The sequence below is a fragment of the Pseudomonas sp. 910_21 genome, from assembly GCF_052850735.1.
Map to the genome: position 1 here is coordinate 229,871 of NZ_VXCY01000002.1, position 14,905 is coordinate 244,775.

Below are 14,905 nucleotides of genomic sequence, written 5' to 3' on the forward strand. Positions count from 1 at the left end.
GAGTTTCAGCTGCCTGTGGCAGGAGGCATGAAACAGAGGCCGTATGGCTATGGCCCCCTGTCTCATGCAACTCGCTGCGATGTCTCGTGGTCGATCAGGCCTTGATGACGTTGCTCGCTGCAGCACGGTACTTGCCGCGACTGTCGATGATCAATTGCGCGTGATTCTGGATCAGTTCGTAATCGAACTTATCATGATCTGTCGCCAGGACCACCGCGTCGTATGCGGCCAGGTTCTCTGCGGTCAACGGCTCGCTGCTCAGTTCGAAGTGGTGCTCGCGCATTTTCGGGAACACCGGAACATGAGGGTCGCTGTAGGCCACGATGCCGCCCTTGGCCTCGATCAGCTCCATGATCTCCACGGATGGAGATTCACGCATGTCATCCACGTTCTTCTTGTAAGCGATGCCCAGGACCAGGACCTTGCAGCCCTTGAGTGCCTTGCCACTGTTGTTCAGGCCATCCATCAGCTTGCTCAGGACGTACTCGGGCATTGCCTTGTTGACTTCGCCGGAGAGCTCGATGAAACGCGTGTGCAAACCGTATTCGCGAGCCTTCCAGGTCAGATAGAAGGGGTCGATGGGAATGCAGTGGCCACCCAGGCCAGGGCCAGGGTAATAGGCCGTGAAGCCGAAAGGTTTGGTTGCAGCGGCATCGACGACTTCGAAGATGTCGATGCCCATGCGGTCGGCAACGACTTTCATTTCGTTGACCAGACCGATGTTGACCGCGCGGTGGATATTCTCCAGCAGCTTGGTCATTTCCGCCGCTTTGGTTGAGCTGACAGGCACTACTTGGTCGATTGCCTGCTCGTAGAGCGCGATACCCACGTCCAGGCAGTTGGGGGTGTGACCACCGATTACCTTGGGAATGGTGCGGGTTTCAAAGTTGGCATTGCCCGGATCTTCCCTTTCCGGTGAATACACCAGGAAGATGTTTTCGCCAACGATCAGGCCGTTTTCCTGTACTCGGGGCAGCAGTTCTTCTTCTGTTGTACCCGGGTAGGTGGTGCTTTCCAGGGAAACCACTTGTCCTGCACGCAGGTAAGGCTTGAGTGCATTGGTGGTGTTGATCACGAAACTCATGTCAGGTTCGCGATACTTGTTCAGTGGCGTCGGTACGCAAAGGATCAGTGCGTCACACTCACCGGCACGGCGAAAGTCGGTGGTCGCTTCAAATCCCGAGTTTCTGGCCTGGCTGATGTGCTCGCTGGCAATGTGTTCTATATAGCTGGTGCCAGCATTGAGCTTGGCTACCTTGGAATCATCGATATCGATACCCAGCACCCGGAAGCCGATCGCGTTGTAACGCAACATCAGCGGCAAGCCCACATAGCCGAGCCCTACGATGCCAATCAGGGCTTCCTTGTTCTTGAACTTGGCGATGCAGGTTTGTTTTTGGTCAGGCATTTTAGCTCCGATGTAATACAGGTTCGATGCATGCAGCAGGCCTTCCGTTACTTTTTCGGCAAGAGCGTGTGAACTAGTTCTTGTTCTTACACACCTGGGTATCAGACCTATCGTAGGATGCGATCAACAGGCGAGCGACTCATTAGAGTCCACGCGTCAAGCCGTTGAGAAACAGAATGCTCCGTCATCCGACAGCGGTGTGATCGGAGGGCGAATTCATTGTGTATGCGGCCAAATTGGCGGCGATTCTACACTGGCAAGGCGCCTCGGGCGACAGGCCGGGCACATTTACTCGATTCCAGCTTCCCCGCCCCCGGTCAAGCCGGCTGCCGAGCCTTGCCAATCAGGAAAAGTAAAATCTCCTTGCCGCTATGGAAGTGGCTGTGGTCCCATCGCGTCAATCAACCGGGCACCTGTGCTCCCGGCAGGTTACTGCCGGCTCACGTCAATGATTGCTGCTTCCGATGAATGGCAATAGGCGTATATGAGGCGCCGTCCTGAGGCCCCGTGAATGAGTAAAGTGGTCGCGCGGACAGTATTGTTTTCACCGAATAGAAAGTGAATTTTTTGAAGTTATTAATTTTTTCTCAGTACTTTAGTCCTGAAAATTTCATCATCAACGATATAGCCAGGACTCTTGTTGCCCAGGGACATGAGGTAGTAGTTGCTACTGGCAAACCTAACTATCCAGATGGTCGAATATTTACCGGTTATCGTGCATGGGGATGTCACTACGAGCGTTATCTGGACTCTATTGATGTACTGCGGGTGCCGTTATGGCCGCGCGGCGACGGTGGTGCAAAGAACATGGTTCTTAACTACCTGTCATTTGTTGTAGCCGGACTGATATTTTTTCCATGGATGTTACGCAAGCGCGAGTTCGATGCGATTCTGGTATTCGCTCCTTCGCCCATCACCCAGGCCATTCCGGCGATTCCTATCAAGTGGTTGAAGAGGGCGCGGCTGGCCTTGTGGATACAAGACCTGTGGCCAGAGAGTCTTGCTGCCACTGGATTCGTGAAAAAACCCTATCTATTGAAAATGGTTGGCTGGATGGTCCGTGGGATTTATGCAGGTTGTGATCGGCTGCTGGTTCAATCTCATGCTTTTGTCGATTCAGTGGCCCGCTACGCGCCCAGAAAGAAGATTACCTATTATCCCAACTCTGTGGATGCCCAGGCTTTTAATGCAGAAGTAGAAGTTGACGAGCAGCTGTTGCAGGTCTTGAAGGCGCATTTCTGTGTAGTGTTCGCTGGCAATCTTGGAACTGCCCAGGCACTGGAGACGTTAGTTGAGGCTGCGAAACAACTGCGTGACGAGCCGGACATTCGCTTGGTTCTGGTGGGCAGTGGCAGCCGGCTGGAATGGCTCAAGGAGCAGAAGCAAGTTCATTCACTGGATAATCTGATACTTCCTGGGCGCTTTCCGGCGGTGGCAATGCCTGCAGTTTTTGCCCAGTCCAGCGCATTGCTGGTGTCACTTAATGATGAAAGCATCTTTGCCCAGACCATCCCCAGCAAGGTTCAATCCTACCTGGCGTCCGGCAAGCCAATCATTGCCAGTCTGAACGGCGAAGGCGCGCGAGTAGTTCAAGAAGCCCGGGCGGGACTCACCAGTCCGGCGGAAGAAGTGGCGCCATTGGTCGCCAACATAAGGAAGATGTATAGCCTGGACGATGCACTGCGGGAGGAAATGGGGCGGTGTGGACGGACCTACTTTGCCGCGCATTTCGAAATGGGCCAGCAGGTCCGCAGCCTGGTGGAGTTGTTGAAGGCTTGAGATGTATCGCTTGCTTGCCTGGCTCGCGGTGGTTTTCCAAGCAGTGCTATTTTTTTCCTGTTGCTGGACAATACGGCCATTTTTGAAGGGGCTAATAGCCCCTCGGTCCCAGTCTGTAGTGCATGGGATACATTCAAGGTCCGGATCTGAGTCATATTTATGAAGGTATTGGTATTGGGTATTACCGGCATGCTCGGTAGTACTGTTTTTAAAGTATTCAGCCAGGATCCACAGCATGAGGTCTGGGGGACGGCGCGCAGTCTGTCCGCCCTGAAGCACTCTTCTCTACCTGACCACGCGCGGGTCCTGTCAGGCGTTGACGTGCTGGATCAGGATGCCCTGACGGCGGCAATGGTCCAGGTCCATCCGGATGTGGTCATCAACTGCGTAGGCCTGATCAAGCAACTTGCAGATGCCAAGGACCCGCTAACCGCGCTCCCGATCAATGCCATGTTGCCCCATCGTCTGGCACAGCTGTGTGCCTTGAGCGGCGCACGCCTGATTCACGTCAGCACCGACTGCGTGTTCTCCGGAACCAAGGGCGGCTACCTGGAAACGGATACTTCCGATGCCGAAGATCTGTACGGAAAGTCCAAGTACATCGGGGAGCTGCATGATGAGCCTCATGCAATTACCTTGAGGACCTCCATTATCGGGCACGAACTGAACTCCGATCATTCCCTGGTGGACTGGTTCCTGAAGCAGCAGGGCAGCGTGCGGGGCTTCACCCGTGCCATTTTCTCCGGTTTGCCTACCGTGGAGCTGGCTCGAGTCATGAAAGACTTCGTCTTGCCGCATCCGCAACTTAATGGGCTGTATCATGTTGCCGCGGAGCCGATTGCCAAGTCCGACCTGCTGGCGCTGATTGCCCGGCAATATGAAAAGACAATCGATATACATCCAGATGCCAAACTAGTGATCGATCGCTCGCTCAACAGCGATCGGTTCACTCACGCTACTGGGTACAAGGCTCCATCCTGGCCTCAGCTCATTGAGCTGATGCATGCCAATCGCTAAAAAATTTGGAAGGTGTACATGTTCGACGACAAGGTATTGATGATCACCGGTGGAACCGGTTCTTTCGGTCATACGGTCCTCAAGCGTTTTCTCAATACCGCCGTGCGTGAAATTCGCATCTTCAGTCGCGATGAGAAGAAGCAGGAAGACATGCGTATCGCCCTGGCCAATGACAAGGTCAAGTTCTACATAGGCGATGTTCGCAACTACGACAGCCTGGCCCAGGCCATGGTTGGCGTCGACTATATCTTCCATGCCGCGGCGCTGAAACAGGTCCCGTCCTGTGAGTTCTATCCGATGGAAGCTGTGCGTACCAACGTATTGGGTACAGAGAATGTGCTCAATGCGGCCATCGCTACCGGAGTCCAGCGGGTCGTCGTGCTCAGCACCGACAAAGCCGTTTATCCGATCAACGCCATGGGCATTTCCAAGGCCATGGCGGAGAAGCTGATGGTTGCCAAATCGCGGATGATTCCAGCCAAGGGGCCGATCATCTGTGCAACGCGTTACGGTAACGTCATGGCCTCTCGAGGCTCGGTGATCCCTCTCTTTGTCGATCAACTGCGCTCCGATGAAGCCTTGACGGTGACCGACCCGGAAATGACCCGTTTCCTGATGTCGCTGGAAGACTCGGTGGACCTGGTCCTGCACGCCTTCGAACATGCACAGCAGGGTGACCTGTTTATCCAGAAGGCCCCCGCGTCCACCGTTGGCGACCTGGCCGAGGCACTCAAGCAGCTGTTCGGTAAAAGCAATGAAGTCAGAGTCATCGGTACTCGTCATGGTGAAAAACTGTACGAGTCGCTGGTCTCCCGAGAGGAAATGGCCAAGGCCGAGGACATGGGTCGTTACTACCGGATTCCTGCGGACAATCGTGACCTGAACTACAAAAAGTATTTTGTTGAAGGTGAGCAGCGTATTTCCGAACTCGACGACTACACCTCTCACAACACCTCCCGCCTCGACGTACCAGGCATCAAGGAGCTGCTGCTCAAGCTCGACTACATCAAGGAGCAACTCGATGCTTAAGGTCATGACCCTGGTCGGTACCCGCCCCGAGCTGATCAAGATGAGTCGGGTGATTGCCGAGCTGGACCGTCAGGTCAACCACGTACTGGTGCACTCGGGACAGAACTACGATTACGAACTCAATCAGGTCTTTTTTGATGACCTGCAGATCCGCAAGCCGGATCATTTTCTCGGCGCTGCCGGCGAGACAGCCGCGCAGACCATTGCCGAGGTGATCGCCAAGTCCGATGCGATCTTCGAGCTTGAAAAACCCGATGCGCTGCTGCTGTATGGCGATACCAACACCTGCCTGGCAGTGATTGCTGCCAAGCGGCGCAAGATCCCGGTGTTCCACATGGAAGCGGGCAACCGCTGTTTCGATCAGCGCGTTCCTGAAGAGCTCAACCGCAAGGTGCTCGACCACCTCAGCGATATCAACATGGTATTGACTGAACATGCCCGTCGTTACCTGATCGCCGAAGGCATCCGCCCGGAAACCATCATCAAGACCGGCTCGCACATGCAGGAAGTCCTCGACTACTACATGCCGGGGATTGAAAGCTCTGACGTGCTGGAGCGCAGCGGCCTGGAGCAGGACAAGTTCTTCATCGTCAGTGCACACCGCGAGGAAAACGTCGACACCGCCGATAACCTGCGCGACCTGCTGGATACCCTGCGAGCGCTGGCCGATCATTACGGATTCCCGTTGATCGTCTCCACCCACCCCCGTACGCGCAAGCGTCTGGAGGCCTTGGGTGAGAGCCTTGACCATCCGCTGATTCGTTTCGTCAAACCGTTCGGCCTGTTGGATTACATCAAGCTGCAAATGTCGGCATTCTGTGTGCTTTCCGACAGCGGCACCATCACCGAAGAGGCTTCCCTGCTGAACCTGCCGGCGGTGACCTTGCGCAATGCCCATGAACGTCCCGAAGGGATGGACGAAGGCACGCTGATCATGAGCGGTCTCAAGCGAGAGTCGGTCATGGACGCTGTGCGAGTTGTGACCAGCCAGCATTCTCGCGATCAGCGCAAAGTGCCTTTGGTGCAAGACTATCAAGGTGGGCCTGTCTCAGTTCAGGTGGTGCGGGTGGTGTTGAGTTACACCGACTACATCAACCGCACGGTGTGGCGTAAAGACTGAAACCAACGACGTTGACCGGGGCCGGTGACGGCACCGGTCATGGAGTTGATCTGTCCTGCGGCTCTTCACCCTGATGGAATCGGTCAATTCCATCGAGCGCTCGGAACATTGTTGTGGCCAACCGTCAAACCTAGGCTGGGGCTTCAATAACTAGCGCAGGAGCAGCGCCATGAGGTCAGCATTCGCAGTCATCGATGCCTGGGCGCAACCGGCCAACGGCCGTGCCCGGGCGCTGTTGCCGGAAGTTGCACGGCTGTTCGAGAAGTCCGGGTCGGCGCACCTGCTGGACCAGGCCCTGAGCATTGAACAGACCGTGGAGCTGATGGATCAGGCCGGGGTGGAGACGCTCATGCTCTCGGCCTGGTGCCGGCCTGAAGGCTGGGTTTTCAGCAATGATGAGATTGCAGCCTACACCCGGGCTTTTCCCGAGCGTTTCGTCGGCGTGGCTACGGTGGACCTGAGCCGGCCGGTGGCGGCTGTGGCCGAGCTGGATCGGGCGGTCAACGAGCTGGGCTTCAAGGCCCTGCGCATCGTGCCCTGGTTATGGAAACTGCCACCCAATCACCGTTGGTATTACCCGTTGTATGTGAAGTGCGTCGAACTGGGTATTCCCTTCTGTACCCAGGTGGGTCATACCGGGCCGTTGATGCCTTCTGAAACCGGGCGCCCGGTGCCTTATCTGGACGAGGTGGCGCTGGATTTCCCCGAACTGGTGATTGTCGCTGGGCACATCGGCCATCCTTGGACCGACGAGATGATCGGCCTGGCCTGGAAGCATGACAATATCCACATCGATACCTCGGCCTACCTGCCTGCCTATTACCCTGCGCAATTGCTGCACTTCATCCGCACTTACGGCCAGGACAAGGTGCTGTTCGGCAGCAACTTTCCCCAGCTGTCTTTGAAAAAATGCCTGGAGCAGGTCCGGGGGCTGGAACTTCCGCCGGCGATTGCGGACAAATTCCTCCAGGGCAATGCCCGTCGGGTATTCGGCTTGTAAGCGCTGGCAGCAGGCGCTCAAGCGGATCTCCTGGGCGCCTGAACGCCGCTGCGGCGGTTTTTCTGGGGGTAGGTTTCTTGCTATCGTGGCCTCCCTCTTTCACGGACGAATATCGAGACAGCCCATGGCTAACTCCACCCCGTCACGCCTCGGCAAGATCCTTCAGGGTCTGCTGTTTGTTCTGATCGGCATCGGCCTGTTGGCCATTGCTGTCAATCTCACCCTCGATCGTCGCGAATTCCTCGCCAGTGCCCAGACCGCCGACGGTATCGTCAGCGACCTGAACGCTGGTGGTTCGCACCCCGAGATCGCCTTTACCACCGGCAGCGGTGAGAAAATTTCCTACCCCCAAGGCGGCTTTATCTTCGGCTACCAGAAGGACCAGCCGGTGCGGGTGTATTACCAGCCCGAGCGGCCGGCCAACAGCGCCATCATCGACGACCCGGCAGCACTCTGGGCCACCCCGGGTGTGCTCGGCCTGATCGGTTTGGTATTTACCCTGGCCGGCCTGGTGGGTGTCATCAGCCAGCGCGGACGAGCCTCACAAAGAGCAAAAGGACTTTGACCCCATGAACCTCAGCATTCCGATTCCGGTCAACGAAAGTAAATGGCTGTACCAGACCGCCAGCGGCGGCGGCCTGACCATCGCTCTCGTGGCCGGCGGTGGTGGATCGATCACCCTGCGTTCGCCCCAGGGCAAGGACGTCAGCTATCGCTACGGCGGTCTGGGGGTGGGCGCCGGCTTTGGTGGGCGCCTGCCGCGTTTCGGCAAAGTCAATATCCAGGTCAAGGGCAAGAGCGTCAGTGGTGCCGGTGCGGCGGAGGCTTTTCCCAGCACCGGCAAGGTCTTTGTCAGCGATGCCCTTCGCAGCCGGGACCTGACCGAGGACGACATCACCGGGCCTTGCTTCTATACCGAAGTCGGGGGCGGACTGGTGGTGGGCGGTTCGGCCACGGCCCTGCTGTTCGGCCTGGACCCCAAGCTACTGGCCCTGGCCGTCGTTTTGGGAAGCAACCCGGCGACCATGATGGCTTCGATCAAGGTCAACGAGCAGCTGCTGCGTTCGGCCAAGGGCGCAGTGGTCATGGCTGGCATGAACGTCGGACCACAGGCCGGTGGCGGCATTGCCGCCTACATGGGCTACCTGTTCTAACCTCGCCCTGAGGCGCGCCGGGAATCACAGGCGCGCCAGGCACTCCTGGAGAATATCCAGGCCCTCTTCGAAGATTTCAGGCTCGGTGGTCAAGGGCGCCAGCAGGCGAATGATGTGCCGCGACTTGCCGCTGGGCATCAGCAGCAGTCCGGCCTCGCGGGCATTGCTGAGCAGAGCGCTCAACTGTTCCGGCGCCGGTTCGCCGCGGGCATCGACCAACTCGATGCCGCGCATCGCGCCGACGCCGGTCAAGCGTCCCAGATACGGGCTCAGCCGATCGGCTTTCCAGCCCTCATAACGTTGCACGATGGCCTGTTCCTGGCGTTCGCCCCAGGCATGCAGATGTGCGTCGGTCATTTCCTCCAGGGTGGCGAGGGCGGCGGCGCAAGCAATCGGGTTGCCTGAATAGGTGCCGCCCAGGCCACCCTTGGGCAGCACGTCCAGCAACTCCCTGCGACCCACCACCGCGCCCAACGGAAGCCCACCGCCAATACTCTTGCCCAGCAGGATCAGGTCCGGCTCGATACCCAGCCGGGAGAAGGCGAAACGCTGCCCGGTGCGGCCGAAGCCGGACTGGATTTCATCGGCGATCAGCAGGATTCCATGGGTGTCGCAGAAGGCCCGCAAGGCCTGGGCAAATGGCCTGTCCAGGGCCAGGAAGCCTCCTTCGCCCTGCACCGGTTCGAGGATGAAACAGGCCACTTCCTCGACATCGATTTCCACACTGAACAGGCGCTGCATGGCCTTCAGCGCTTCGTCGCATGTGACGCCGTTGTCGGCGCTGGGGTAGGGCAGGTGGTACACAGGCCCGGGTAGTACTCCGACTTTCTGCTTGTAGGGCGCCACCTTGCCATTGAGATTGAGGGTGGCCAGGGTGCGGCCATGAAAACCGCCGTCGAAAGCGATCACCGCACTGCGCCCAGTGGCGCCGCGGACGATCTTCAAGGCATTTTCCGCGGCTTCGGCACCGCTGTTGGTGAGCATGCCACTGACCGGGTAACTCACCGGGATAAAGTCCGTCAGGCGCTGCATGAGCTCAATGTAGGGCTGGTGGTGCGCGGCGTTGAAGGCGTAGTGGGTGAGCCGGGTGGCCTGCTGCTGGATGGCCGCCACGATCCGCGGATGACAGTGACCCAGGTTGAGCACGCCGATGCCGCCGACGAAGTCGATGTAGCGCTTGCCTTCGCTGTCCCAGACTTCGGCGTTGCGGCCGTGGCTGAGGCGGATCGGGTGGACGGTGGAAAGCGAACGGCTGATGTTCTCGTGGCTCATGGATGCGGGCTCTGGGTGCCGGAAACGAGCCCTTATCTAAGCCAACCTCAAGGGGGTGGGACAAACGAAATAAAGTCGTCGGGTCAGTATGAAAATTCCCGATGTGCCGAAAGCGTCGTGTCAACGATCCCCGGTCTTGCGCCGTTTGCGCAGGTGACGGATCAGCGCGGCAACGGCGACCAGTGCCACCACGGCAACGAAGATCGGCAGGCGATAGGGTTTCAGGTCCCCGAGGAAATGTTGCAGGGCTTCTCCGGCCCAGTAACCGGCACCGACGAACAGCGAGGCCCACACTGCCGCGCCCAGCACATTGAGCAGGGCGAAACGCCAGGGGGCCAGGCCGCTGGCGCCGATCACCATGGGGCCGACCAGGCGCATGCCATAAAGAAAGCGCACGGCGAATACCGAGGTCGAGGGGTAGCGCTGGATCAGTCCCTGGACCCGTTCGATGGCCGCCTGATGACGTTTGAGCCTGGGCAGCAGGCGCGCCCCGCCATAGCGGCCGGTCCAGAACAGCAGCTGATCACCGAGGATGCCGCCGAGGGTGGCCCAACCGATCACTTGCGGCCATTGCAGGCTGCCCTGGTGCGCCGCCATGCCGCCGAGGATCAACACGGTTTCGCCTTCCAGCAGGCAACCGATGAAGATCACCCAATAGCCGTAGGCGGCGATCAGCGCGTTGAGGTCGAGGTGTTCGAGCATGGAGATCCCTGTTCAATGTGTGAAGTGCGCCATGACTTCGAGTCTCGATCTTGGCTTTGAGTGCCTTTTTTCTGATGTGCCGGCTGGCATTTACAGTTCAAGTAGCCGGGGATATACCTTGGACATATCCCGTTGTGTCGTTAGACTCAGGATACCTTTGGCCCATTCGACAGGTGATCCTATGGAAACCGGTTCAGTGTTCAAAAGTAATCGCAGCCAGGCCATTCGCATGCCTAAAGCTGTGGCGCTGCCGGATGATGTCACACGGGTAGACATCGTCGCGATTGGTCGCACCCGTATCATTACCCCGGCGGGGGAGTCCTGGGACAGTTGGTTCGACGAGGACGACCGTGTAAGCGCTGACTTCATGAATGAACGGGACCAGCCAGCCGAGCAAGTGCGCGAGGAGTTCTGATGCTCAAGTACATGCTGGATACCAATATCTGCATCTTTACCATCAAGAACAAACCTGAACAGGTTCGCGACGCGTTCAGGCGTCATCAGGGGCGTTTGTGCATCAGCACCATCACCTTGATGGAGCTGATTTACGGTGCGGAAAAATCTGCCATCCCCGAAAGAAATCTCAGCCGCGTCGAGGGTTTTGTGGCGCGGTTGCAGGTGCTTGATTATGACGATGCCGCCGCCATCCATAGCGGCCAGTTGCATGCTGAGCTGGCCCGACAGGGCAAGCAGATAGGTCCTTACGATCAATTGATAGCTGGACACGCTCGATCTTTGGGGTTGACGCTGATTACCAACAACCTTCGGGAATTTGAACGTGTTCCTGGCTTGCGGGTTGAGGATTGGGTCTAGTCGACATTGACTGAATGGCCGGTCACGCAGCCTGCCCCAGTACCTGCACCCAGAACACCCCCGCGCCATACAGCCCCAACCCGAACACCGAATGCGCAATCAGGCTGCGCAGCCGGGCCACATTCGGTTTGGGCATCTTGCTCGCCGCGACGCCTGCGCCCATGCCCGGTTGCATCAGGAAGAAGGGGGCGGCTACCGTCGCCACGCCCATGATCAGCGCGGGTGCCAGGGTCGGTTGCCGTGCCCAGTCCAGGCCGCAGATCAATAGCAGCAGTACGGCAAAGATCACGCCGATCAGGTAATGGGCCACCCAGCCCAAGGCCCGTTCCCCAGAGATGGCAGCGGCCTGGGCGATGCTCTGGTGCACAAATTGCCCTCGAGGAAAGTGGCCGATCCAGCGTCCGACCATGGCCCAGTTAGGCCCAGGAATATTCAATACCCTGGCCAGAAACAACGTCCACAGGTCGAGGATCAGGGTCGCACCGATACCGATCAGCAGCGCCGGCACAATCACCGCCATGACTTCATGCATAAAGACTCCTTGAAGCACGCTGCGCTGGGGTTCAGGCTGTGCTTTGATGTGTTAGAATTTCATTCAATTAAGTGATTGAATGATCAATAAAGCAGCAGGAGCTGTCAATGACCGATTCGATTTCCTCTCAGCAGCCTCTGGCCGACATGGCTGAGCTGGCGCGTGTTCTCGGCCACCACCATCGCCTGATCCTGCTGGAGCACATCGCTCGCGGCGAGCAGCCGGTGGAACGCCTGGTGGAAGCCTCGGGGCTCTCGGTGGCTAACACTTCGCAACACCTGCAGCAGCTGCGGCGGGGCGGTTTCGTGCAGACCCGGCGTGATGGCAAACGGGTGCTCTACAGCCTGAGCCCGGGGCCGCTGGTGAGCCTGTTGGGCGCCTTGCGTGAGTATGTGGAGTACAACCATGGACTGATTCGCCAACTGTTGGCCGACAGCGAGCAGCAACCGGCGCGACTGGAGGGCATTTCCCGGGAAGAGTTGCGTCAGCGTTTGCAGGAAGGTGGCATGACCCTGCTGGACGTGCGCTCCCCGGAGGAGTTCGCTCAAGGGCATTTACCCGGGGCAATCAACATTCCGCTGGACGACCTGGAACAGCGTCTGGCCGAACTGCCCGCCGATCAGGAACTGGTGGCTTACTGCCGTGGCCCGTACTGTGTGCTGTCACAGAATGCTGCGGCCCTGCTGCGGGCCAAGGGCTTCAAGGTGCGACGCCTTGATGAGGGTTTCAGCGACTGGCAAGCGGCGGGGTTGGGAGTGGAAACCAGCGAGTAAAAGCGTCACGCAGGCGGGCATACAGGACATTGCCTACAGCGCCATGATCCATATCAACAGGGTTTTCAGAAAAATCCGCTACAAGGGCATCAGGCTCGGACTCACAAGGTATCGAGCCTCTGGCCTGCACCGTGAAGGCCGGAATAACCAATAAAAACCTTTGTGGATATCGGCCGAGGGGACCACCCCAGGCGGATTTTAAAGGAATAACCTGATGGCTTTTTCTCTGTCGCGCCTGTGCCTGCTAGGCGCTGCTCTGCTCTGCGTACCCCCTCTGCAAGCCAGTGAGCCGACCCCGGCAACGGCGGTTACCCCACCCGACGCCGAGCTGATCCAGCGTGGCCTGTACGTGGCCCAGCTGGGTGACTGCATCGCCTGCCACACCGCCAAGGGCGGGGCCACCATGGCCGGTGGCCTGGAGTTGAAGACGCCCATGGGCACCATCTACTCCAGCAACATCACTCCGGACAAAAGCACCGGCATCGGCCGCTACAGCTTCGAAGAATTCGACCGCGCCATGCGCGAAGGCGTAACCCCCGATGGCAGCCATCTTTACCCAGCCATGCCCTATCCGTCCTACGCCAAGATGACCGAAGAGGACATGCGCGCCCTCTACGCCTACCTGATGCATGGCGTGGAGCCGGTGGCCCAGGGCAACCTGGAAACCGACATGGGCTTCCCCTTCAACCAGCGCTGGGGCCTGTGGTTCTGGAACCTGGCGTTCGTCGACAAGCAACCCTTCAAGGCTGATCCGGCCAAGGACGAGCAGCTCAATCGCGGCGCCTACCTGGTCCAGGGCCTGGGCCACTGCGGCTCCTGCCACACCCCACGAGGCATTGCCTTCCAGGAGAAGGCCATGAGCGACACCGAGTCCGGCGGCCGGCACTACCTGGCCGGCGAGACGGTGGAAGAGTGGCGAGCCCTGAGCCTGCGCAACCTGTGGACCGTGGAAGACACGGTGCAACTGCTCAAGACCGGACAGAACCGTTTCGCCACGGTATCCGGCAACATGGCCGACGTGATCCACCACAGCACCCAGCACTTCACCGACGCCGACCTGACCGCCATCGCTGCCTACCTCAAATCCCTGCCGGCCGGCAAAGATGACCTGCCCATGCCGTCGGTGGCACTGACCCCGGCGGCCCCGCCGAACAACCTGTTCACCTCCCGTGGCGGCCTGGGCTACGCGCAATTCTGTTCCGACTGCCACCGCCAGGATGGCGCTGGGGTGCCGCAGATGTTCCCGTCCCTGGCGGGCAACCCCAGCGTCGCTTCGGCCAACCCGACCTCCTTGCTGCACATCACCCTGACCGGCTGGCAGACCGCGCAGACCGCGGCTCATCCACGGGTCTACACCATGCCCGGGTTTGCCCAACTGGCGGATGGCGAGATTGCCGAGATCCTCAGTTTTGTCCGCAGCAGCTGGGGTAACAATGGTTCGGCCATCAGCGCCGAGCAAGTGAAAAAGATGCGTGCGCAACTGAGCCCGCAAGTGGAAAACACCTTGTTCGAAACCCCGCGCCTGGCCAACCTGCTGGCGGCGCCGAATGCCGAGCAAGTGGTGCGTGGCATGCGCCTGCACCTGGAAACCAAGGCCCTGCTGCCGGACAACGTCGGCAACTCGCTGAACTGCACCAGTTGCCACCTCAACGCCGGCACCGTGGCCGACGGTTCACCCTTTGTCGGCGTCTCGGCGTTCTTCCCCGGCTACGCGCCGCGGGCGGGCAAGACCATCACCCTGGAAGAGCGCATCAACGGCTGCTTCCGCCGCTCCATGCACGGCAAGCCGCTGCCGGTGAACGGTGCCGACATGCAAGCCATGGTGGCCTACTTCGAGTGGATGAAAATGAACACTCGCCCCGAAGACAAGGTGGCCGGACGTGGCGTGGGCAAGATCGACCCGGCCCTCAAGCCCAACGCCGACAATGGCAAGCAGGTGTACGCCAAGCAATGCGCGGTGTGCCACGGCGCTGATGGCGAAGGTCTGAAACGTGCCGACGGTAGCCTGATCTTCCCGCCGCTGTGGGGCGATCAATCCTTCAACATCGGCGCCGGCATGGCCCGCACCTACACCGCGGCGGCGTTCGTCAAACGCAACATGCCGATTGGCTTCCACGAGAAATTCCCCCTGGGCCAGGGCGGCCTGTCGGATCAGGAGGCATTGGACGTGGCCGAGTATTTCTCCCACCAACCGCGTCCGGACTTCCCGGACAAGGTCAAGGACTGGCCTAACGGTGGCCGCCCGGCGGACGCCCGTTACTGAGGGCTTGATCCTGTAGTCGCCGCCTTTGGCTGCGGCTACAGGC

The 14,905-nt window shown here is 59.1% G+C and carries 15 protein-coding genes; 11 read left to right on the forward strand and 4 right to left on the reverse strand.

Annotated features, from left to right (window positions below; translation table 11 throughout):
• Positions 1–94: 94 nt before the first annotated feature.
• Positions 95–1,408: a UDP-N-acetyl-D-glucosamine 6-dehydrogenase gene (gene wbpA / locus FW796_RS06110; protein ID WP_346633913.1), complete on the reverse strand. Its 1,314-nt coding sequence runs from the start codon at positions 1,406–1,408 to the stop codon at positions 95–97.
• 567 nt (positions 1,409–1,975) lie between these two features.
• Between wbpA and FW796_RS06115 the strand changes: the two genes are divergently transcribed.
• From FW796_RS06115 to FW796_RS06145, 7 genes are all read left to right on the forward strand, one after another.
• A complete protein-coding gene (locus FW796_RS06115; protein ID WP_346633993.1) occupies positions 1,976–3,187 on the forward strand; it encodes a glycosyltransferase family 4 protein in 1,212 nt (403 codons plus the stop codon).
• 159 nt (positions 3,188–3,346) lie between these two features.
• Positions 3,347–4,204 (forward strand): dTDP-4-dehydrorhamnose reductase family protein, encoded by an 858-nt coding sequence (locus tag FW796_RS06120; RefSeq protein ID WP_346633914.1) that lies wholly within the window; start codon positions 3,347–3,349, stop codon positions 4,202–4,204.
• Positions 4,205–4,222: 18 nt separating this feature from the next.
• Positions 4,223–5,233, forward strand: a complete 1,011-nt coding sequence (locus tag FW796_RS06125) for a polysaccharide biosynthesis protein (RefSeq protein WP_072450892.1) — start codon at positions 4,223–4,225, stop codon at positions 5,231–5,233.
• Positions 5,226–6,353, forward strand: coding sequence for a non-hydrolyzing UDP-N-acetylglucosamine 2-epimerase (wecB, locus tag FW796_RS06130; protein WP_346633915.1), 1,128 nt, complete (start codon positions 5,226–5,228; stop codon positions 6,351–6,353). The genes FW796_RS06125 and wecB overlap by 8 nt, the downstream gene beginning before the upstream one ends.
• A 169-nt stretch (positions 6,354–6,522) precedes the next feature.
• A complete protein-coding gene (locus FW796_RS06135) occupies positions 6,523–7,353 on the forward strand; it encodes an amidohydrolase family protein (protein ID WP_346633916.1) in 831 nt (276 codons plus the stop codon).
• A 124-nt stretch (positions 7,354–7,477) separates the two neighbouring features.
• Complete coding sequence (locus FW796_RS06140; protein ID WP_346633917.1) at positions 7,478–7,918, forward strand: DUF3592 domain-containing protein; 441 nt, start codon at positions 7,478–7,480, stop codon at positions 7,916–7,918.
• Positions 7,919–7,922: 4 nt separating this feature from the next.
• Complete coding sequence (locus FW796_RS06145; RefSeq protein WP_346633918.1) at positions 7,923–8,507, forward strand: hypothetical protein; 585 nt, start codon at positions 7,923–7,925, stop codon at positions 8,505–8,507.
• A gap of 24 nt (positions 8,508–8,531) precedes the next feature.
• Here FW796_RS06145 and FW796_RS06150 read toward each other — a convergent pair whose 3' ends face one another.
• The gene (locus tag FW796_RS06150; RefSeq protein ID WP_346633919.1) at positions 8,532–9,779 is read right to left on the reverse strand and encodes a 2-aminoadipate transaminase; all 1,248 of its coding nucleotides are present in this window, start codon (positions 9,777–9,779) and stop codon (positions 8,532–8,534) included.
• A gap of 120 nt (positions 9,780–9,899) precedes the next feature.
• A complete protein-coding gene (locus tag FW796_RS06155; protein ID WP_346633920.1) occupies positions 9,900–10,481 on the reverse strand; it encodes a DedA family protein in 582 nt (193 codons plus the stop codon).
• 181 nt (positions 10,482–10,662) lie between these two features.
• Between FW796_RS06155 and vapB the strand changes: the two genes are divergently transcribed.
• Positions 10,663–10,896, forward strand: a complete 234-nt coding sequence (vapB, locus tag FW796_RS06160) for a type II toxin-antitoxin system VapB family antitoxin (protein ID WP_102860368.1) — start codon at positions 10,663–10,665, stop codon at positions 10,894–10,896.
• A complete protein-coding gene (vapC, locus tag FW796_RS06165) occupies positions 10,896–11,294 on the forward strand; it encodes a type II toxin-antitoxin system tRNA(fMet)-specific endonuclease VapC (protein WP_446439144.1) in 399 nt (132 codons plus the stop codon). The genes vapB and vapC overlap by 1 nt, the downstream gene beginning before the upstream one ends.
• Before the next feature lie 22 nt (positions 11,295–11,316).
• Here the strand turns inward: vapC and FW796_RS06170 are convergent, their stop codons facing one another.
• Positions 11,317–11,826 carry a DUF2938 domain-containing protein gene (locus FW796_RS06170; RefSeq protein WP_346633922.1) on the reverse strand — a complete coding sequence of 170 codons (510 nt, stop codon included), beginning with the start codon at positions 11,824–11,826 and terminating at the stop codon, positions 11,317–11,319.
• Between the two features lie 107 nt (positions 11,827–11,933).
• On the opposite strand from FW796_RS06170, the gene FW796_RS06175 reads away from it, so the two are divergent.
• Together FW796_RS06175 and FW796_RS06180 are read left to right on the forward strand one after the other, a co-directional pair.
• Positions 11,934–12,599, forward strand: a complete 666-nt coding sequence (locus FW796_RS06175) for an ArsR/SmtB family transcription factor (RefSeq protein WP_346633923.1) — start codon at positions 11,934–11,936, stop codon at positions 12,597–12,599.
• 214 nt (positions 12,600–12,813) lie between these two features.
• Complete coding sequence (locus FW796_RS06180; protein WP_446439145.1) at positions 12,814–14,862, forward strand: c-type cytochrome; 2,049 nt, start codon at positions 12,814–12,816, stop codon at positions 14,860–14,862.
• The last annotated feature ends 43 nt before the right edge of the window (positions 14,863–14,905 follow it).